The organism is Vibrio sp. 779(2023) (genome assembly GCF_033344285.1).
Classification (GTDB): domain Bacteria; phylum Pseudomonadota; class Gammaproteobacteria; order Enterobacterales; family Vibrionaceae; genus Vibrio; species Vibrio alginolyticus.
Genome location: NZ_JAWPOM010000036.1, coordinates 1 through 18,786, shown reverse-complemented (window position 1 = coordinate 18,786; position 18,786 = coordinate 1). Strand labels below are relative to the sequence as shown.

At 46.1% G+C, this 18,786-nt stretch carries 17 protein-coding genes, 1 tRNA gene and 1 riboswitch; of the genes, 12 read left to right on the top strand and 6 right to left on the bottom strand.

The features are described from left to right. Positions 1-134 precede the first annotated feature (134 nt). From R8O70_RS23915 to thiH, 9 genes are all read left to right on the top strand, one after another. Positions 135-211: transfer RNA gene (locus tag R8O70_RS23915), tRNA-Trp, on the top strand. Between the two features lie 244 nt (positions 212-455). Then, positions 456-1,838 carry a multicopper oxidase family protein gene (locus R8O70_RS23910; protein WP_104979866.1) on the top strand — a complete coding sequence of 461 codons (1,383 nt, stop codon included), beginning with the start codon at positions 456-458 and terminating at the stop codon, positions 1,836-1,838. Positions 1,839-1,961: 123 nt separating this feature from the next. Continuing rightward, positions 1,962-2,345 carry a fluoride efflux transporter CrcB gene (gene crcB / locus R8O70_RS23905; protein WP_005378811.1) on the top strand — a complete coding sequence of 128 codons (384 nt, stop codon included), beginning with the start codon at positions 1,962-1,964 and terminating at the stop codon, positions 2,343-2,345. 60 nt (positions 2,346-2,405) lie between these two features. Continuing rightward, positions 2,406-2,504: riboswitch (TPP riboswitch) on the top strand. Positions 2,505-2,667: 163 nt separating this feature from the next. Then, positions 2,668-4,608: a phosphomethylpyrimidine synthase ThiC gene (gene thiC / locus R8O70_RS23900; RefSeq protein ID WP_053306506.1), complete on the top strand. Its 1,941-nt coding sequence runs from the start codon at positions 2,668-2,670 to the stop codon at positions 4,606-4,608. Next, positions 4,608-6,023 (top strand): thiamine phosphate synthase, encoded by a 1,416-nt coding sequence (locus R8O70_RS23895; protein ID WP_104979864.1) that lies wholly within the window; start codon positions 4,608-4,610, stop codon positions 6,021-6,023. The genes thiC and R8O70_RS23895 overlap by 1 nt, the downstream gene beginning before the upstream one ends. After that, complete coding sequence (locus tag R8O70_RS23890) at positions 6,010-6,783, top strand: HesA/MoeB/ThiF family protein (RefSeq protein WP_258623877.1); 774 nt, start codon at positions 6,010-6,012, stop codon at positions 6,781-6,783. Before R8O70_RS23895 ends, R8O70_RS23890 begins: the two co-directional genes overlap by 14 nt. A gap of 38 nt (positions 6,784-6,821) precedes the next feature. After that, entirely contained in the window at positions 6,822-7,076 is a 255-nt protein-coding gene (gene thiS / locus R8O70_RS23885; protein WP_054702541.1) for a sulfur carrier protein ThiS, read from the top strand. 5 nt (positions 7,077-7,081) lie between these two features. After that, complete coding sequence (locus R8O70_RS23880) at positions 7,082-7,849, top strand: thiazole synthase (RefSeq protein ID WP_005397059.1); 768 nt, start codon at positions 7,082-7,084, stop codon at positions 7,847-7,849. 34 nt (positions 7,850-7,883) lie between these two features. Next, positions 7,884-8,996 carry a 2-iminoacetate synthase ThiH gene (gene thiH / locus R8O70_RS23875; RefSeq protein ID WP_115386370.1) on the top strand — a complete coding sequence of 371 codons (1,113 nt, stop codon included), beginning with the start codon at positions 7,884-7,886 and terminating at the stop codon, positions 8,994-8,996. A 121-nt stretch (positions 8,997-9,117) separates the two neighbouring features. Here the strand turns inward: thiH and R8O70_RS23870 are convergent, their stop codons facing one another. After that, positions 9,118-10,908 carry an aminopeptidase P family protein gene (locus tag R8O70_RS23870; RefSeq protein WP_318184392.1) on the bottom strand — a complete coding sequence of 597 codons (1,791 nt, stop codon included), beginning with the start codon at positions 10,906-10,908 and terminating at the stop codon, positions 9,118-9,120. A 203-nt stretch (positions 10,909-11,111) separates the two neighbouring features. Beyond that, positions 11,112-12,053: a LysR family transcriptional regulator gene (locus R8O70_RS23865; RefSeq protein WP_005378791.1), complete on the bottom strand. Its 942-nt coding sequence runs from the start codon at positions 12,051-12,053 to the stop codon at positions 11,112-11,114. A gap of 107 nt (positions 12,054-12,160) precedes the next feature. On the opposite strand from R8O70_RS23865, the gene R8O70_RS23860 reads away from it, so the two are divergent. Next, entirely contained in the window at positions 12,161-13,354 is a 1,194-nt protein-coding gene (locus R8O70_RS23860; RefSeq protein ID WP_005382927.1) for a multidrug effflux MFS transporter, read from the top strand. Positions 13,355-13,445: 91 nt separating this feature from the next. After that, the gene (locus R8O70_RS23855; protein ID WP_005378786.1) at positions 13,446-13,727 is read left to right on the top strand and encodes a hypothetical protein; all 282 of its coding nucleotides are present in this window, start codon (positions 13,446-13,448) and stop codon (positions 13,725-13,727) included. Between the two features lie 31 nt (positions 13,728-13,758). On the opposite strand, the gene R8O70_RS23850 is transcribed toward R8O70_RS23855, so the two are convergent. The 4 genes from R8O70_RS23850 to R8O70_RS23835 form a co-directional block, all read right to left on the bottom strand. Then, positions 13,759-14,214, bottom strand: a complete 456-nt coding sequence (locus R8O70_RS23850; protein ID WP_005382925.1) for a DoxX family protein — start codon at positions 14,212-14,214, stop codon at positions 13,759-13,761. Positions 14,215-14,224: 10 nt separating this feature from the next. Then, positions 14,225-14,983 (bottom strand): DNA-binding domain-containing protein, encoded by a 759-nt coding sequence (locus R8O70_RS23845; RefSeq protein ID WP_154204949.1) that lies wholly within the window; start codon positions 14,981-14,983, stop codon positions 14,225-14,227. Further along, positions 14,980-15,852: a DUF692 domain-containing protein gene (locus R8O70_RS23840; RefSeq protein ID WP_258623870.1), complete on the bottom strand. Its 873-nt coding sequence runs from the start codon at positions 15,850-15,852 to the stop codon at positions 14,980-14,982. Before R8O70_RS23840 ends, R8O70_RS23845 begins: the two co-directional genes overlap by 4 nt. Positions 15,853-15,951: 99 nt before the next feature. Continuing rightward, positions 15,952-16,212: a DUF2282 domain-containing protein gene (locus R8O70_RS23835; RefSeq protein WP_005378779.1), complete on the bottom strand. Its 261-nt coding sequence runs from the start codon at positions 16,210-16,212 to the stop codon at positions 15,952-15,954. 281 nt (positions 16,213-16,493) lie between these two features. Here R8O70_RS23835 and uvrD point away from each other — a divergent pair, with 281 nt between their 5' ends. After that, complete coding sequence (uvrD, locus tag R8O70_RS23830) at positions 16,494-18,668, top strand: DNA helicase II (RefSeq protein WP_005378778.1); 2,175 nt, start codon at positions 16,494-16,496, stop codon at positions 18,666-18,668. Positions 18,669-18,786 lie beyond the last annotated feature (118 nt).

Genomic DNA, 18,786 nt, shown 5'->3' with positions numbered 1-18,786 from the left:
TGGTAGTTCAGTTGGTTAGAATACCGGCCTGTCACGCCGGGGGTCGCGGGTTCGAGTCCCGTCCACTCCGCCACTTAATATCGACAACCTCGCTTATGCGAGGTTTTGTCAAATCTAGAATATGAAAATTCTATAGGGGTGTAGCTCCAATTGGCAGAGCAGCGGATTCCAAATCCGCGTGTTGGGAGTTCGAATCTCTCCACCCCTGCCACATATCAGGCTCTGGCTTAGGTCAGAGCCTTTTTTGTATCTGGTTTCTTCTCATTATTACAGCTTATTTCTACTCTTATCCCGTAAGTATGGCTTTCTGCTGTACTTTGGCAGCATTTAATCTACTGAACGAACGAAACTACAGTTAGCTGTAATGATCAGTGGCCCGAAATTTTAATAATAAAGGGGAATCACTATTTATATTTAGTTAAACTCAACCGATCTGGATTAATGAGTAACTATGTATGGATATATCTCGTCGACGCTTTCTTCAATCATCCTTAGCAATCTCCGCGCTTACCGTTCTACCTGCATGTTCTCTATCTAGGAGCACTAATAAGCAGAGGCAATATATATACGATATCACTGCAGAGCCTTCTACTGCAGAATTGATCCCTGGGTTTAACACAGACGTACTCGCATTTAATGGTTCGATTCCAGCGCCTACGATTCGTTGTCGCCAAGGCGAGAAAGTTATAATTAGGTTTACTAACAAGCTTTCAGAGCCGACTACAATCCACTGGCATGGCTTGCGAATCCCTATTGAAATGGATGGTGTACCTTTCTTAAGCCAGCCGCCTATCATGCCGGGTGAAACATTCGTTTATGAATTTACACCGCCAGATGCAGGCACGTTTTGGTATCACCCCCACATGAATAGCGTTAAGCAACTTGGTATGGGCTTAGTTGGGCTAATTATCGTTGAAGAGGCTGAGACTGTTCTATTTGATGAAGAACATGAAGTCGTCCTCAAGCATTGGCATTTAGACAAACTAGGTCAGTGGAAGAACCTTATGGTGCCGCGCTTGAGCGCTCGTATGGGGACTCCCGGAGAGTGGAGTAGCGTCAATGGTGTGCATGAACCTGTTTATACGCTGAAGCAGAATGCTACCACGCGATTAAGAATTGCTAATGTCGATAACACCATTACTTACCCGATCGCTATTGAAGGTGCAGAGGCTTGGGTTATTGCTATTGATGGTAACCCTGTTAAAACGCCTTATAAGCTCACTCAGCATAAAATTGGTCCAGGAATGAGGTTAGATGTCGGATTGATTGCTCCAAAGGCTGGAAAACGTGTTTATGTGCGTCAAATGAAAGGACGCTTCCCATTCCCTTTGTGCGAGTTTGACGTTGTTGAGTCTGACCTGTCGAACAACCAGAAACTGCCTTTATTACCTCTCAACCCTGTGCCAGCTCTCGATTTGAAAAATGCAGAGCAAATCGATTATGTGTTTGAGTGGGAGGGGGCGATCACTCCTGCTGATAAATCGGGCAAAGCGATACCTAAATTCTGGCTGATGAACAAACGGGCTTGGGAGGGAATGAGCAAAGATAATATTCCAGCGCCCCTTTCAACATTGGAGATGGGAAAAACCTATATCTTCAACCTAAAGAACGTCACCCAATATCATCATCCTATTCACCTTCATGGACACACATTTACGGTTCTTGAGTTAGATGGAAAAAAACTCGACGAACCGTTTCATACCGATACGGTCTTGCTTGGAAAAAACGGCAGTGCGAAAGCGGCATTTGTTGCAGATAACCCTGGACGTTGGATGTACCATTGTCATGTGATCGAACACATGAAGACGGGGTTGATGGGTTATATTGAAGTAAAGTGACTCCTGTAACTTTTTAAATCTTGATAAGTTTTAAGCGCTATAATTTGCTGAATTCTAAGATTGTATAATCACTATTGCCGTAAATTTGATTACAATGTCGCCATTAACTTTTCTGGGGGAATTATGGGACAACTATCCGTTTTGGGTTTTATTGCATTGGGTGGTGCATTTGGTGCATGTTCTCGTTACTTAATTTCTGAACTTTGTGTCATTTTATTGGGGCGTGGTTTTCCATATGGTACGTTAACCGTTAACGTTGTTGGCTCATTTATGATGGGCTTATTGATAGCAGCTTTCGATAATGAACTTTTGGCAACGGAACCTTGGCGACAAGTGATTGGCTTGGGTTTTTTAGGCGCACTAACGACGTTTTCCACCTTCTCGATGGATAATGTTTTGCTTATGCAGCAGGGCGCTTTCTTTAAGATGGGGTTGAACGTATTGTTGAATGTCGTGTTAAGTATTTCAGCGGCGTGGATAGGCTTTCAATTATTGATGCGCAGCTAGCAAAGTAGTTAAAAATTGAACAGGTCGGCTTGGTTTCACCAAGCCGTTTTTATATACTGACATCACTTGTCGGAGTGCCATAAGGCTGAGACCGTTAATTCGGGATCCGTTGAACCTGATCAGATTAGAATCTGCGAAGGGAACAAGAGAAGATATTCACACCGGAGTTCTTTCTGGTTGATCTATCAAAAGTCGAATGTTATTACAGGCAAATATCGTAAGCTTTAACTAGCCTTAATTTGACTCCTCTTGTCGCATCTATCCGCCAAGCATTTTTATCCAATTACTTTTTATCTAGTATAACAAAGCAAGGAAAAATGCTATGTCGAGTCGCAAACAAGCGAGACTGGAAGCAAAACAGTTCATTGATACACTCTCGGTACAACCGTACCCCAATTCAAGCAAAGTCTACGTAGAAGGCTCACGTCCAGATATTCGTGTGCCAATGCGTGAAATATCACTCGCTGATAGCCTTATTGGAGGCACAAAAGAAGCGCCTATATTCGAACCTAATGAGCCAGTACGCGTTTACGATACGTCGGGTGTATACACAGATCCAGAGCACACCATAGACCTCTATAACGGCTTACCTAAGCTGAGAGAAGGGTGGATTGAAGAGCGCGCCGATACTGAGCTACTTGATGAAGTAAGCTCGGTGTACACCAAAGAACGCTTAGAAGACGAAACACTAGACGATCTTCGTTACGGTAATCTACCACGTATTCGACGTGCCAAAGATGGCCATTGTGTGACTCAATTGCACTATGCTCGCAAAGGTATTATTACCCCAGAAATGGAATATATCGCGCTGCGTGAAAACATGGGGCGTGCCAAGTATCGCGATGAAGTGCTGAATCAACAGCATCCGGGTCAAAGCTTCGGAGCGAACCTACCAAAAGATATTACCGCCGAATTCGTGCGTAAAGAAGTCGCCGAAGGTCGCGCTATTATCCCTTCAAATATTAACCACCCAGAATCCGAACCAATGATCATTGGACGTAACTTTTTGGTCAAAGTGAACGCCAACATCGGTAACTCATCGGTCACTTCTTCGATTGAGGAAGAAGTAGAAAAGTTAGTATGGGCAACGCGTTGGGGTGGAGATACCGTAATGGATCTTTCTACTGGACGTAACATCCACGAAACTCGCGAGTGGATTCTACGTAACAGTCCGGTTCCGATCGGTACCGTGCCAATGTACCAAGCGCTTGAGAAAGTGAATGGTGTTGCTGAAAACCTTAACTGGGAAGTGATGCGCGATACCCTGATTGAGCAAGCAGAGCAGGGCGTTGACTACTTTACTATCCATGCCGGTTTACTACTTCGTTATGTGCCAATGACTGCAAAACGCGTTACTGGTATCGTCTCTCGTGGTGGTTCTATCATCGCGAAATGGTGTTTAGCGCATCACCAAGAAAGCTTCTTATATACCCACTTCCGAGAGATCTGTGAAATCTGTGCTAAGTATGATGTGGCACTTTCTCTCGGTGATGGTCTGCGTCCTGGCTCGGTGGCCGATGCTAACGACGAAGCGCAATTTGCAGAGCTTCGTACCCTTGGTGAGTTAACCAAGATTGCGTGGGAATACGACGTACAAGTAATTATCGAAGGTCCTGGCCATGTTCCAATGCATATGATCAAAGAGAACATGGAAGAGCAGTTGGAGCACTGCCATGAAGCACCATTCTACACGCTTGGCCCACTGACAACAGACGTCGCTCCTGGTTACGACCATATTACTTCAGGCATCGGCGCTGCCATGATTGGTTGGTATGGCTGTGCGATGCTTTGCTACGTCACTCCTAAAGAGCATCTTGGCTTACCAAACAAAGAAGATGTGAAAGTAGGCATGATCACTTATAAGCTTGCTGCGCACGCCGCTGATTTAGCGAAAGGGCACCCAGGTGCTCAAGTTCGTGATAATGCGCTTTCTAAAGCTCGCTTCGAGTTCCGCTGGGAAGATCAATTCAACTTGTCACTCGACCCAGATACCGCGCGCGCTTTCCATGATGAAACCTTACCTCAAGAGTCCGGCAAAGTTGCTCACTTCTGTTCGATGTGCGGACCAAAGTTCTGCTCGATGAAGATTTCGCAAGAGGTACGAGAGTACGCGAAAGACACTGAGCAAGTTGCTGCGGACCAAGCTATCTCGATTAAAATGCTAGATGATCCTCTTGAAGGGATGCGTCAGAAATCGCAAGAATTTAGAGAGTCAGGTTCCGAGCTATACCACCCAGCAGCACATGCCGAGGTAAGTGACTAATGAGCAAAATCCTTATTCCGTCATCGTTGATTGAACTGACAGGTTTAGTTCAGCAATGTTTGTTGTTGGCGAAAGAACAGGGTTTTAGCATAGAAGACATTGAGTTGGGTGTGAGCCCAACTCAATCTATTCAGCTTGTTCGCGGCCAACAGACCACACACATAACGACTGATCTCATTGATGATTATGACTCTGAGCATGAGAGTTCATTTGTGCTCTATTACCGTTCTGCTTTGTCGGTAGAAGCGTGTGCTAAGCAACCGTCGAAAGCGATTTATATTGGTATTGCTGATACTCAGGTATCCGATGAAAAGGAGAAAGTGCTTCAGCTTGATATCTGGCGTCACCCAATTAACAACGAAGTGAGAGCGCTTTCCGTTAAGTCCAAATTCAACGCAATGTTCGATCCTGAACATCACCTTGCTTGGATAGTAACGCTGACAGTACTCGATTTTCCTATCGAAGATGCGTTAACACTTGCTCGAGGAATCCTAACTCAACAAGCGAATGTTTCACGTGAAACACTGTTGAATGACAACCTTGATGAGGGACGATCTACTCAGTGGGCTGACCAATTTGATGATTTCCCCACACCTGTACTGGAGGATAACCGACTCGATATTCAAGTTGGTTGGTCTGCACAAGGTGAGAGCGTTAGCTTTCCAACTCTAACTAAGCAAAGTCTAGGGCTCTATCCAGTCGTTGATGATGTTGCTTGGATTGAGCGTCTACTGCCACTAGGCATCAACACTATTCAACTGCGAATAAAGAACCCACAACAAGCCGATTTAGAACAACAGATCATTCGAGCAATTGAGCTAGGTCGTCAGTATCAAGCACAAGTGTTCATAAATGACTACTGGCAGTTGGCAATCAAGCATGGCGCTTATGGCGTTCACCTGGGACAAGAAGACATAGAAGAATCGAATTTGGCTCAGCTAACTAAAGCCGGCATTCGTCTTGGTCTTTCTACTCATGGTTATTATGAGCTACTGCGCATCGTACAAATTCATCCTAGTTACATCGCGCTAGGGCATATTTTTCCAACCACCACTAAACAGATGCCATCGAAACCACAAGGTTTGGTGCGCTTGGCTCTGTATCAAAAGCTGATTGATAGCATTCCTTATACAAACACAGAGTCGGTTTTCCGTCCTGCAAAAGACAAAGCAGGTAGTGACTATCTGCTTGGCTTTCCGACGGTCGCGATTGGTGGCATTGACCAATCTAATGCAGACCAAGTTTGGCAAACAGGTGTTTCTAGTTTGGCAGTTGTGCGAGCTATTACGTTGGCAGAATCACCTCAGTCCGTCATCGAGTTCTTCGCACAACTGATGAATGACAGACAGCTAACGTTTACTGATCAGAGTAGTAAATTAGCGCATACCAAGAGAGGCGAGCATGCTCACGGATAAGCAGTTCCTTCGCTATCAGCGCCAAGTCGCTCTGCCTGAAATTGCCGAAGTCGGGCAAGAGCGTTTGAGTAAATCGCATGTTCTGATCATCGGTTGTGGTGGGTTAGGAAGTGCTGCGAGTTTGTACTTGGCATCAGCGGGCGTTGGTAAATTGGTTGTGGTCGATAACGATGAAGTTGATAGCAGTAACCTGCAACGCCAGATCATTTATCGTGAACAAGACCTTCAAGTTGCGAAAACAGAAGCGACTGTAAAGCAACTCACTGAACTTAATTCTATGGTCCAAGTTCGTGCTCTCAATAAGCGATTAGACAAAGCACAGCTTCAGCTTGAGGTGATGCTAGCGGATGTGGTGCTCGACTGCACCGATAACATGCCAGCGCGTCAGCTCATTAACCAAGTTTGTTTCGAGCAAAATACGCCGCTCATCTCGGCGGCGGCAATTGGTTGGCAAGGGCAATTCGCTGTCTTTGATTACCAAACACCAAGTGAACAAGAAGCGCAGAGTAAAGCGTGTTACCGCTGTTTGTATCCGTTCGACGAATTACCGCAAACGCAAAAGTGCAGTGAGAGTGGTGTCGTCGGTCCGGTGGTGGGCACACTTGGCAACTACCAAGCGATAGCGGCAATTCAAAAACTGGCGACGGGAAAGTTTCATGTCGAGACTGCCAAGTTACACCTGTTCGATGGATTGAAGCTGCAATGGCAAACCATGGCGATAAGCAAAGACAAACAGTGCCAAGTGTGTGCTCAGATTTAGCTTACGGGTAATGGGCAGAATTAAGAGAGTTGGAAGCAATGACGTTATCAGAACAACAAACAACACAAATGACAGCTGCTGACTTAGATGTGATCACTATTGTCATCAATGGCCAGTCACATCAAGTTGCCAGTGAGTCAAATCTACAGCAAATCATTAGTCAATTTGCGCTGCCTGAAATGGGCTGTGTTTTTGCAATTAATAACAATGTTGTGCCGTGCAGTGAGTGGGCTAGCACAGTTCTTTCACAGGGAGATAGCATCTCTTTGTTTCAAGCGATCGCAGGGGGTTAAAGTCGATGCTTAAAATTGGTGATAAACAATTCGAATCAAGACTGTTCACGGGAACAGGGAAGTTTGCCAACAGCCGATTAATGGCAGAAGCGATTCAAGTATCGGGTTCTCAACTTGCGACCATGGCGTTGAAGCGTGTGGATGTGAACGACCAACAAGACGATATTTTGCTACCGTTAGTACAAGCGGGTGTGAACTTATTGCCGAACACCTCAGGTGCAAAGAATGCTAAAGATGCTGTGTTTGCAGCACAATTGGCGAGAGAAGCGTTGGGTACTAACTGGTTAAAACTAGAAATTCATCCAGACCCGAAGTACTTGATGCCCGATCCAATTGAAACACTTGCAGCTGCTGAACAGCTGGTTCGTGAAGGCTTCATTGTCCTTCCTTATTGTCATGCTGACCCGGTTCTGTGTAAACGATTGGAAGAAGTAGGCTGTGCTGCAGTCATGCCATTAGGTGCGCCGATCGGTTCTAACAAAGGGATAGTTTCTCACGATTTCCTAGAGATCATCATCGACCAAGCTAATGTTCCTGTCGTTGTTGATGCGGGTATTGGTGCTCCTTCACATGCCGCGCGTGCGATGGAAATGGGCGCGGATGCCGTGCTCGTCAATACAGCGATTGCAGCTTCGAGCGATCCCGTTGCGATGGCGAAGGCATTTAAGTTGGCGGTAGAGTCCGGGCGTATGGCTTATGAAGCCGGACTTGCTGGTAAGGTTTCTCATGCGGTTGCGTCGAGTCCACTGACGTCATTCCTAGATGAGCTTTAGTCCTAGATTGGTTTAGCTATTAAGCGAGGAAAACATGAGCTTCGTTGAACAATTTAAGCAGCTGAATTGGGACGACATCTCGATGTCGATCTACGCGAAAACGGCACAAGATGTCGAGCGAGCATTGAATAAACCCAAGCGTGATTTGGAAGACTTTAAAGCGCTTATTTCACCAGCGGCTGAAGCGTACTTAGAGCAAATGGCGCAGCTGTCATACTCGGCAACTCGCAAGCGTTTTGGTAATACCATGTCGCTTTACATTCCACTGTACCTTTCTAACTTGTGCGCCAATGCTTGTACTTATTGTGGCTTCTCAATGGAGAATAGAATCAAGCGTCGTACCTTGAATAGGGACGAAGTGGTTGCAGAAGTTGAAGCTATTAAACGCATGAAGTTCGATAGCGTATTGCTGGTGACTGGTGAACACGAAACCAAAGTGGGCATGAAATACTTTCGCGAAATGGTGCCGATGATTAAGCAACGCTTTAATTATTTGGCGATGGAAGTGCAGCCGCTAGGTCAAGACGAATACGCCGAGCTCAAGACATTGGGTTTGGATGCGGTGATGGTCTATCAAGAAACGTATCATCCTTCGACTTACGCCGAGCACCATCTGCGTGGCAATAAGATGGATTTCGAATACCGATTGGATACACCCGATCGTCTTGCAAAAGCAGGCATCGATAAGATCGGTATTGGCGCTTTGATAGGGTTGGAAGAGTGGCGAACAGATTGCTTTTATGTGGCAGCGCACTTGGACTATCTTGAGCGCACGTATTGGCAGACTCGTTACTCCATTTCATTTCCGCGTTTACGTCCTTGTGAGGGCGCGCTCCAACCAAAATCAGTCATGACGGATAAGCAGCTTGTGCAGTTGATTTGCGCTTATCGTTTGCTAAATCCAGAAGTTGAGTTGTCATTATCGACTCGTGAATCACCGAAATTCAGAGACAATGCATTACCGTTAGGCATCACCAGCATGTCTGCTGCATCGAAAACTCAGCCGGGTGGGTATGCGATGGATGATGTTGAACTCGAGCAGTTTGAGATCAGTGATGAGCGAAGCGCGGGTTCTGTGGAAGATATGATTCGAGCCAAAGGCTTTGACCCAGTATGGCGAGATTGGCACTCGGCGTATTCTGGTTAAGTAGCAAAGAAAGCCACTGGTCATCGTTATGTTTCACGTGAAACATAGGCAAAAAAAGAGGGTTGATGCAAAACATCAACCCTCTACTTTTTTCTAGCTTCTAGCTTCTAGCTTCTAGCTTCTAGCTGTGTGCTACTGGTAGCGTTGCTTGACGAAGCCACTCTTTCACATCACCTTCAACTAGCGGGCTGATCTCATCCCATACTTTCTGATGGTAATCATTCAGCCAAGCAAGTTCTGGACGAGTTAGCATATCAACGTTGATGTTGCGCTTGTCGATTGGGCAGCGTGTTAGCGACTCAAATGATAGAACAGGGAAGTCACCGTTAGTCGGGGTTTCAACAACAAGCTCTAGGTTCTCGATACGGATACCAAACGCATCTGCACGGTAGTAACCTGGCTCGTTGGATAGCACCATACCTTCTGTCAGAGGCACATCGATTTGCTTCTTCGAAATGCTCGCTGGACCTTCATGAACACTTAGGAAGTGACCAACACCGTGACCAGTACCGTGATCGTAATCGTAGCCTTCCGCCCATAGGTGCTGACGAGCTAGCGTATCGATTTGGTAACCACGTGTGCCTTTCGGGAAACGTGCACGTGCAACACCGATGTGACCTTTTAGCGCAAGAGTGAATTGTTTAATCATCTCTTGTGAAGGCTGACCTATGGCAATGGTACGCGTGATGTCTGTCGTACCATCTAGGTACTGACCGCCTGAATCCACGAGGTAAAGTGTGTTCAGTTCTAGCTTGCCAGGTTCAGGTTGGTTTTCGTGGTTGTAGTGACACATTGCCGCGTTACCGCCGGCAGCTGAAATGGTATCGAAGCTAAGATCCATCAGTGTTGGGTCTTCGCTACGGAACGCTTCCAGTTTGTCAGCCAATGTTGCTTCATCATGCAAGTTACCCGCAACGACTTCTGCATCTAACCAAGATAGGAACTTGCTCATCGCCACGCCATCTCGGATATGACACGCTTTCATGCCTGCGATTTCAACTGCGTTCTTCGCTGCTTTTGGCATTAGGCATGGGTCAGCTTTACTCACTACTGATGCACCAGCATTTTGTAGAACCAGCTTAAACCATGCGTTACTTGTCGCAGGGTCAACCAGTACATTCTTGCCAGTTAGAGTTTCTAGTCGTGTTTGTAATGCTTCTGGGTGATGGACTGTTACGCCAGAACCAACGTGAGCGTCAAACTCAGCAGGTAGGCGAGCAGGATCTAGGAAGTATTCCACGCTTGAGTCTGAATGCAGAATCGCGTGAGAAAGCAGAACTGGTAGACGTGATACATCTAGACCACGAACGTTGAGCAACCAACAGATAGAATCAAGTGCTGTGATCACCGCGCTGTCTGCGCCGGCTTTTTTCACGAGCTCTGCGATTTCTTGGCGCTTACTTTCACTTGATTGACCAACCGCTTCTGTTGCCATTAGGCGAACATCAGAAACCACAGGAGCAGGGCGGTCGTGCCACAGCTCATCAATTGGGTTGCTGTCGAGAATCTTAAGCTCAAGTGCACCTGCAAGTTTTGCTTGTGCCATGTCTAACCAAGCAGAGTTGTGCATGCGAGGGTCGATTGCCACAGACGCGCCATTTGCAAGATGGTCTTTAATCCAATCTAGCGCAGGCTCTTCAATTAGGTGGCGGTATTCGAATAGATCAGCAGGAACCTGCTTAGTTACTTGTACCGTGTAGCGACCATCAACAAAGATAGCGGCTTTGTCTTTGGTGATTACCGCAGCACCAGCAGAACCGGTAAAACCAGTTAGCCAATGTAAACGCTCGTTGTGCGCTGGTACGTATTCACCCAAGTACTCGTCTTCATGAGGGACAAGTAGGGCATCAATATTATGTTGTGCTAGCCATTCGCGAATTGCATTCACGCGGCTTTGGGTATCGTTGTGCATCTGTGTTATTCCTTCAAATTACCGCTCCTTCATGCTCAGGTGTGGGAGCTGTTTCCATCTGCTTCATGCAGTTTACGATTCCATTGAGGTTCGCAATCACTTCAATAGAGTCGGAGTACAACTAGGCCATAGATGAGCCAAAAAGGACTACGACAGTTAAGCTACTCATTTTAGCCGCTAAGCGCAAATTGAGCGCGGTGTTTTTATCTAAGGTGATCGGTTTTTTGTGTGATCATCGTACGTAGCCAGCCTAATGCAGGGTCGTTTTCTCTGTCTCGGTGCCAGAATAAAGTGTAAGCCATAGGTGGGAATTCTAACGGTAGTGGCAGCACGACCAAATCAAGCTGTTTGGCCGCAAGTTGCACAAAATGACTTGGCGCAGTAAAGATAAAGTCGGTGTATGAACATAAACTTGCGGCACTGTTAAAGTCGGGCACAGTGACGGCAATATCGCGGTCGGCGCCAATATCTGCAAGGCGATAATCCAGCAACCAACGGTCGTTGCCATCACAACGTACTTGTACATGGCGTAGGGCGAGATAGGCTTCCAGATTCCAAGGTTGTTTTAGCGCAGGGTGGTTTTTGCGAATGATGCACATTTGGTAATCACGATAAATTTCCAACTCGCAAATGTCATCGGGTGGTTGAAGAGTCAGCTTGGCATCGTTTATATCGATATCTTTTCCAGTTAAGCCTAAATCCAGTTCGCCGCGTTGAAGCATTTTAAATGTATTATCCGACCACGGGTGTGTGCTAATTGTCACGCCAGGTGCTTGTTGAAAAATCGCCGGTAAGAAATGGGGTAGAATGAGAGGGTAGACACTCTCTACCGCTGCTATTTGAAAACGGTATTCACTGCTTTGCGGAGAAAACTCTTCGGGTTGAGTCAGCACTTCTAACTGATTTATCAACAGATCCAGTTTCGGTTTAAGAAACAATGCGCGCGGCGTAGGTGTTAATCCATGTGAGTTTCGAGTGAAAAGCGGGTCATCAAATTGAATGCGCAGTTTAGCCAGTGATTTACTTACGGCAGATTGGCTTAAGCACAATCGGTGGGCCGCACGAGTAACGTTTAACTCTTCAATCAGCACTTTAAAGCAGACCAATAGATTTAAATCGATACGAGCCAGTTTTTCGACGTTCACAGTGAATTTCCTCTGAGGAATAATGCTCATGATTATACATCATTTCCATTCATATCATCAGATGATTAAGCTTTACCCAAAGTTCTTTATCCAATTCGGAGTGTTGTGTGTCTAGCCAGTTTTCTAATAGTAAAAAACAGATGGCGTTATTGACCCTTTTGGTTCTTTTCAGTCCTTTAGCGATTGATATTTATCTACCTGCTTTACCTCTTATTGCTTCCACTTTTCAGGTCGATAATGCGCTAGCACAAGACACGATCACTTGGTTCTTATTTGCTATGGGTGTTGGTCAGCTATTCGCAGGTCCCTTAGCAGATAAACTCGGACGTCGAACTGTTGCATTGGGCGGTATCACCATTTACGCGATGAGCGCTTTATTGGCGTGGAGTGCTCAAAATATTGAGTGGATGTTGGTTTCCCGACTGCTACAAGGCTTAGGTGCGTGTGCGACATCGGTAGCAGCCTTTGCAACAGTTCGCGATATCTTTGGCCCGGAAAAAAGCGGCAAAATGATCAGCTACCTTAACGGTGCGATTTGTTTCATTCCGGCTTTAGCTCCAATTCTAGGTAGCTGGTTAACTCAGCAATTTGACTGGCGTGCTAACTTTAGCTTTATGGCGGGTTTTGCTGTGGTGTCTGGATCATTGATGTTTTTCATGATGAAAGAGACTAACCCGTCAACAGAAAAGCAAGCCGTGTTTAAGCTTAGTCGGTATTGGGCAGTGCTTAGCACACCATCTTTTGTTTTCCATGCGTCATTATGCTTGATGGCGATGGCGGTTATTCTTGCTTACGTTACCTCAGCACCGTCGGTATTGATGACGGGGATGGGGCTGTCGATGAATGAATTCACTTTCTGGTTTGGTGTAAATGCGGTGATAAACATTGCGGCATGTATGCTGGCGCCTAAGTTTATGGAGCGCGTTGGAACTCACAACACCTTGGTCACCGGGATCTCAACTCTGGGTCTCGCTGGTGTGATCATGCTAGTGATGAATGGTCAGAATACCGCGCTTTCTTTCATGCTACCTATCTTCATGTCTTCTGTAGGTTTTGCATTCATTCTGGGTGCAGCGGCAGGGAAAGCGTTAGAACCGTTTGGTGATAAGGCGGGCACGGCAGCTGCACTGCTTGGATTGTTCCAAATGAGTGGCTCTGGTTTGTTGGTGGGTACACTGCAACGCTTATCTCTGGATCCACAAACCTTGATCGCAATTCATATGTGGGTCCTATTACCTGCGTTGGTCGTTCTGTTTACAAAAGCAGGGAAGAACTGGCACTCGAGCTTTGCGAAAGCGTAAATCAGTGTAATTTAGTATTTTCCAATGTAAGTAAGGCGTGTATATTTGTCACTCAGACTTTTCCTGACACCATAACGGAACTCAAAAAGTAATGTCGTTAACCACGTATGAAATGGCTCGTATTCTAGAGCAAATGGAAGATTCACCAGAAAAGGTGATGTTTGGCAAGTTGCTTAATGAGCTGGGTAATCAAAGCTCCGAGCGTATTCGTAGTGCGGCTAAACAAGTACCTCTGCCAATTTTGCGTGATATCGTGTACCAATTTCAGCAAGTGATTGAGTCACGCAAAGATGAACAAGTCGAGCAGATGGCAAAAGACCTCGCTCAGCAAGGTATCTCAGCAGAAGAGCTACTGGCTTACTTGAATAAATAATAAAAAATCCCCGCATGATGCGGGGATTTTTTTAGCTTGTCATTTTCTTTTTCAGGATGTGGTCCAAAGACAGCGGTCCTGGCCCCCATACGATTACGATAAGAATCATCAATCCCCAAAGTTGGTGGTCATAAAAACCTTTCTCCCACAACAGTGGGTAAGAGATCACTGCGATGATGTTAAACACAAACAGCATTGCTGCCATCGGGCGGGTAATCAATCCTAGTGCCAAGAACACCGGTAGAACCAACTCCGCAGCCGTACCTAAATAAGCCGCCAATTCCCATGGCAAGATTGGCACTTGGTATTCCAGCTCAAATAAGTACAACGTGCTATCCCAAGACGAGATTTTGATTAGTCCTGAATTGAAGAACACCCAAGCAACCCAAAAGCGGCAAAAGAGAAGTAGTAAAGGGACAAAGCCAGCTTGTAAGGTACTGATTAAATCGTCATACCGATTCACTAAGTTTTTAACCGTATCCTTCATAGAGTGCTCCTTAGATTGATTGCAATGTAAAGCCGTCAACAATATCGAGTGCCATGATGCGATTGAGATGAGCGAGTAAAACTTCAGGTATTTCGCTCAAACTCTGCTTCTGCTCTAAACATTGCAGCAGTTGGAACACATCAGCATCGAGTGCGTGACACAAGGCTTCTCCATTGGCTTGAATCGAGATGACACCTTGCTGTAATTGGTTGATATTAAGTTGTTCGAATTGCCCAGTTTGAATCGCGCTAAATAGATCGAATACTGCGTAGTTGGAGTCAAAGCTGCGGCAGCCCTTTTTGAGGTGTAAGACTAAAGTGGGTTGTTGCTCTTCACTCACTTCGCCAAGTAACGCAAGCGGTTTTAATTCCGCTGCATTGGATTGCTCATACTGTGCTTGACGAGCTAGGTCGATATGCCACTCGAAGCGTGCGACTTCGGGGCTGTAAGGTGCTTGTGCGATCACCTGGCTGAACTGCATGATGGTGTCTTGAAAGCCTTCGCCATAATGCACCACATTTCCTTCTTCTAATGGGTAAGAAAGAACATGCTGGCGAGCTATCTGTTCAAAGCATTCTTCACCAAGCAGCGCTTCAACCATCGGGTAGGTCGCGGACAACACTTCGCTTAAGCTGACGATAAAGTTATTGCGGTAAATCTGCATGCGTTCATCAGCGGTAAACTCATCACTGGCTATATCGCAGTCTTCACCGAGTGCTTGGTAGTGCAGGGCTTTAGCAAACTGGCTTTGTAAGGTGGCTAGATTCATGATGCCTTCCTTGGTTCGCTTTGTTCACTTGGGAGTGTGCCTTGTAACAGCAGTTGCGATGCTTTCTGCGCTTCTTCGAGCAAGACTTCTGGCGCGGGGATATCCAAATCCCATTCAATCAACGTATGACGTGGACCGTGTTTTTTTGTCCACAGTGAAAACAACTGCCAAACTTCATCGCTAACCGGGCGGCTATGGGTATCAATCCATATCTCACCTTTGTCGAGTTGTTTGATGGTAAAACCTGCCAAGTGAATCTCATCCACTTTGTCGGCTGGAATCGCATCTAGGTATGTGTCGCAATCAAAATCGTGGTTGAACGCCGAAACATAAACATTGTTTAAATCGAGCAATAAACGACAGTCAGTGCGCTTTTGCACTTCGGTAAGAAACTCCCATTCGCTGATGGTCGAATGTTGAAACTTCACATAACTAGATGGGTTCTCTATCAAGATCTCACGTTGCAAATATTCCTGCACTTCATTCACGTTACGAGTGAACACGTTGAGCGCTTCTTCCGTATACGGAAGTGGAAGCAGGTCATTAAAGTAGTGACCGCCGTTTTCACTCCAACTTAAATGGTCAGAAACAAGAATTGGGTCGATTGAGTCAATCAGTGATTTAAGTTGCGCAAGATGCTTTTGACTAACACGTTCCACCGAACCTAGCGACAAACCAATACCGTGGCAGCTAATTTGATATTGCTCGCGAAGCGTTTGTAGCTGATGGCGCTCTGTTGCATTGGGTTGGAAATAGTTTTCACTGTGGATTTCTAACCAAGACAACTCAGGCTGGGATTGGCTAAAGTAATCGAGGTGAGGGGTTCTTAATCCAACTCCAACAAGGTCGTGGAAGGTGTGGTGTTTCACGTGAAACTCCTTTTCAAATCGTGCGGGAAGAGAAGGATGCGTCTTGGCTTTGCGTTGGTTGAGCGTCAACGCATCCTCACAATAGCTAGCGATAAAAGATTATGAAGAAGAAGTGCTACCGCCAGCGAGTTTGTCACAAAGACCTTTTGGTACGACTACGAATGCGTCTTTTTGGTTATCTTCTTTAGAAGTACCAGCGCATGAGCTGCTTTTTGTTGCACAGTCGTTTTTACCTGCTTTAGAAACGCCATAGCACTTTTCTTTTTCAGCAGCGACAGCTGGAGCTGCAGTTAGCATTGTGCCACCAAGAGCTAGAAGACCAGTAACAGCAGCAGTAACAGCTAGATTCGACTTTTTCATAATAAATTCCTCTGAATGATTTCCTTTACTTTAAGTTGGCAAGATGAATCACCTGTTTTGGCGTTTTTGTTATCAACTTGCTTAACTTAAAAGATAGGAAACTGGCTAAAAAACTTTCAGAAAAATTTCTGAAGTAAATGGGTTTGCAGGGTCAAATAGGTATAACTAATTGATGTGTTGGGCAAAAAAACATCGATTTTTTTATCAAGTTTTGTCTAAACAGCACCCGGTTGTTTAGGTTATAATCGGTTTTTATGTATAAATAACCAGTAGCTCTCATCATGATGGATCCATCTCTATTACTCGACGGTTTGAACGATAAACAACGTGAAGCCGTTGCAGCACCTCTAGAAAACTTGCTCGTTCTTGCTGGCGCAGGAAGTGGTAAGACACGCGTTCTTGTTCACCGTATCGCTTGGCTGATGTCGGTCGAGCAAGCTTCTCCGTTTTCAATTATGTCGGTAACCTTTACCAATAAGGCGGCGGCAGAGATGCGTGGACGTATCGAAGAGCTAATGATGGGCAGTGCAGGCGGTATGTGGAATGGTACTTTCCACGGCATTTGTCACCGTATTCTGCGTGCACACTATCTTGATGCGAAGCTACCGGAAGATTTCCAAATCATTGACAGTGACGACCAGCAGCGTCTGCTAAAGCGTTTGATCAAAGCGCAAAACCTCGATGAGAAGCAATGGCCTGCACGCCAAGTGGCATGGTGGATTAACGGTAAGAAAGACGAAGGTCTGCGTCCGTCGCACATTGATGCGTACCATGATCCAGTGACCAAGACATATCTACAGTTGTACACCGCTTACCAAGAGGCGTGTGACCGTGCTGGTTTAGTCGATTTTGCGGAGATCTTGCTGCGCGCACATGAGCTACTGCGTGATAACAAGTTCGTTCGTGAACACTACCAAGCACGCTTTAAGCACATCTTGGTGGATGAGTTCCAAGATACCAACAACATTCAATATGCTTGGCTACGTATGATGGCGGGTCCTGAGTGTCACGTGATGATCGTAGGTGATGACGACCAGTCGATTTATGGTTGGCGTGGTGCAAAAGTCGAGAACATTGAGAAGTTTACGCTCGAATTCCCAAGCGTGAATACCATTCGTCTTGAGCAAAACTACCGTTCCACTAAGACCATTCTGGAAGCATCTAACACCCTGATTGCGAATAACACCGAGCGTATGGGTAAAGAGTTGTGGACGGATGGCGTGGTCGGTGAGCCTATCTCGGTTTACAGCGCTTACAACGAATTAGATGAAGCCCGTTTTGCGGTGAACAAAATCAAAGAGTGGCAAGACAAGGGCGGTGCTCTGAATGACGCTGCGATGCTTTACCGTAACAACGCCCAGTCGCGTGTTCTGGAAGAAGCGTTAATTCAAGCCGGTCTGCCTTATCGTATCTATGGCGGCATGCGATTCTTCGAACGTCAGGAAATCAAAGATGCCTTGAGCTACATGCGTCTGATTGCCAACCGTAACGATGATGCAGCGTTTGAACGTGTAGTGAATACGCCAACGCGTGGTTTGGGCGATAAGACGCTTGAAACCATCCGTTTTGCGGCTCGTGACCGTGGTTGCACCATGTGGGAAGCGAGTGTAGCTATGTTGGACGAGAAGGTGCTTGCTGGTCGCGCTGCTGGTGCTCTGAGCCGTTTTATCGAGCTTGTCACCGCGCTAGAAGACGACACCTTAGAGATGCCGCTGCATCACCAAACTGACCATGTGATTAAATACTCGGGCTTGTTCGCGATGTACGAGCAAGAGAAGGGCGAAAAGTCTAAGGCACGTATTGAGAACTTGGAGGAATTGGTGACCGCAACTCGCCAATTCGAGAAACCAGAAGAAGCCGAAGACATGTCACTGCTGACGGCATTCCTAACCCACGCAGCACTAGAAGCGGGCGAAGGACAAGCGGACGAATTTGAAGATGCGGTTCAGCTCATGACATTACACAGTGCGAAAGGTCTAGAGTTTCCATTGGTGTTTATGGTCGGTGTGGAAGAAGGCATGTTCCCAAGCCAAATGTCGGCAGAAGAAGCAGGGCGCTTAGAAGAAGAACGCCGTCTGTGTTACGTAGGCATGACCCGTGCGATGCAGAAACTGTACATCACTTATGCTGAAATGCGTCGTTTGTACGGTCAGGATAAATACCATAAACCGTCTCGCTTTATCCGTGAACTGCCAGAAACTTGTTTAGATGAAGTACGAATGAAGGCGCAAGTTAGCCGTCCTTCAAGCAGTGGTCGATTTAGCCAAACTGTTGTGAAAGAGAGCTTTAATGAAACCGGCTTTACGCTAGGTTCTCGTGTGATGCATCCAAAGTTTGGTGAAGGCACCATCATCAACTTCGAAGGCAGTGGTCCACAGAGCCGTGTACAGATTGCCTTTAACGGTGAAGGCATCAAATGGTTGGTAACTGCTTACGCACGACTAGAGAAACTGTAAGGCTTGACCAAAACTCATCAACTTAAGAGCTGCTTCGGCGGCTCTTTTTGTTTTCAGCCCTAAACCACCTACTTCAGTAGGTGGTTATCATCCGTTTCGGCTTTGCCTGTAAAACTAC

Excerpts from the sequence above, each read along its gene's own strand:
- crcB (WP_005378811.1), top strand. The coding sequence starts at position 1,962 with ATGGGACAACTATCCGTTTTGGGTTTTATTGCATTGGGTGGTGCATTT.
- thiS (WP_054702541.1), top strand. The coding sequence starts at position 6,822 with ATGACGTTATCAGAACAACAAACAACACAAATGACAGCTGCTGACTTA.
- R8O70_RS23880 (WP_005397059.1), top strand. The coding sequence starts at position 7,082 with ATGCTTAAAATTGGTGATAAACAATTCGAATCAAGACTGTTCACGGGA.
- R8O70_RS23855 (WP_005378786.1), top strand. The coding sequence starts at position 13,446 with ATGTCGTTAACCACGTATGAAATGGCTCGTATTCTAGAGCAAATGGAA.
- R8O70_RS23835 (WP_005378779.1), bottom strand. The coding sequence starts at position 16,212 with ATGAAAAAGTCGAATCTAGCTGTTACTGCTGCTGTTACTGGTCTTCTA.
- R8O70_RS23890 (WP_258623877.1), top strand. The coding sequence starts at position 6,010 with ATGCTCACGGATAAGCAGTTCCTTCGCTATCAGCGCCAAGTCGCTCTG.
- thiC (WP_053306506.1), top strand. The coding sequence starts at position 2,668 with ATGTCGAGTCGCAAACAAGCGAGACTGGAAGCAAAACAGTTCATTGAT.
- R8O70_RS23850 (WP_005382925.1), bottom strand. The coding sequence starts at position 14,214 with ATGAAGGATACGGTTAAAAACTTAGTGAATCGGTATGACGATTTAATC.
- R8O70_RS23910 (WP_104979866.1), top strand. The coding sequence starts at position 456 with ATGGATATATCTCGTCGACGCTTTCTTCAATCATCCTTAGCAATCTCC.
- R8O70_RS23895 (WP_104979864.1), top strand. The coding sequence starts at position 4,608 with ATGAGCAAAATCCTTATTCCGTCATCGTTGATTGAACTGACAGGTTTA.
- R8O70_RS23845 (WP_154204949.1), bottom strand. The coding sequence starts at position 14,983 with ATGAATCTAGCCACCTTACAAAGCCAGTTTGCTAAAGCCCTGCACTAC.
- R8O70_RS23870 (WP_318184392.1), bottom strand. The coding sequence starts at position 10,908 with ATGCACAACGATACCCAAAGCCGCGTGAATGCAATTCGCGAATGGCTA.
- uvrD (WP_005378778.1), top strand. The coding sequence starts at position 16,494 with ATGATGGATCCATCTCTATTACTCGACGGTTTGAACGATAAACAACGT.
- thiH (WP_115386370.1), top strand. The coding sequence starts at position 7,884 with ATGAGCTTCGTTGAACAATTTAAGCAGCTGAATTGGGACGACATCTCG.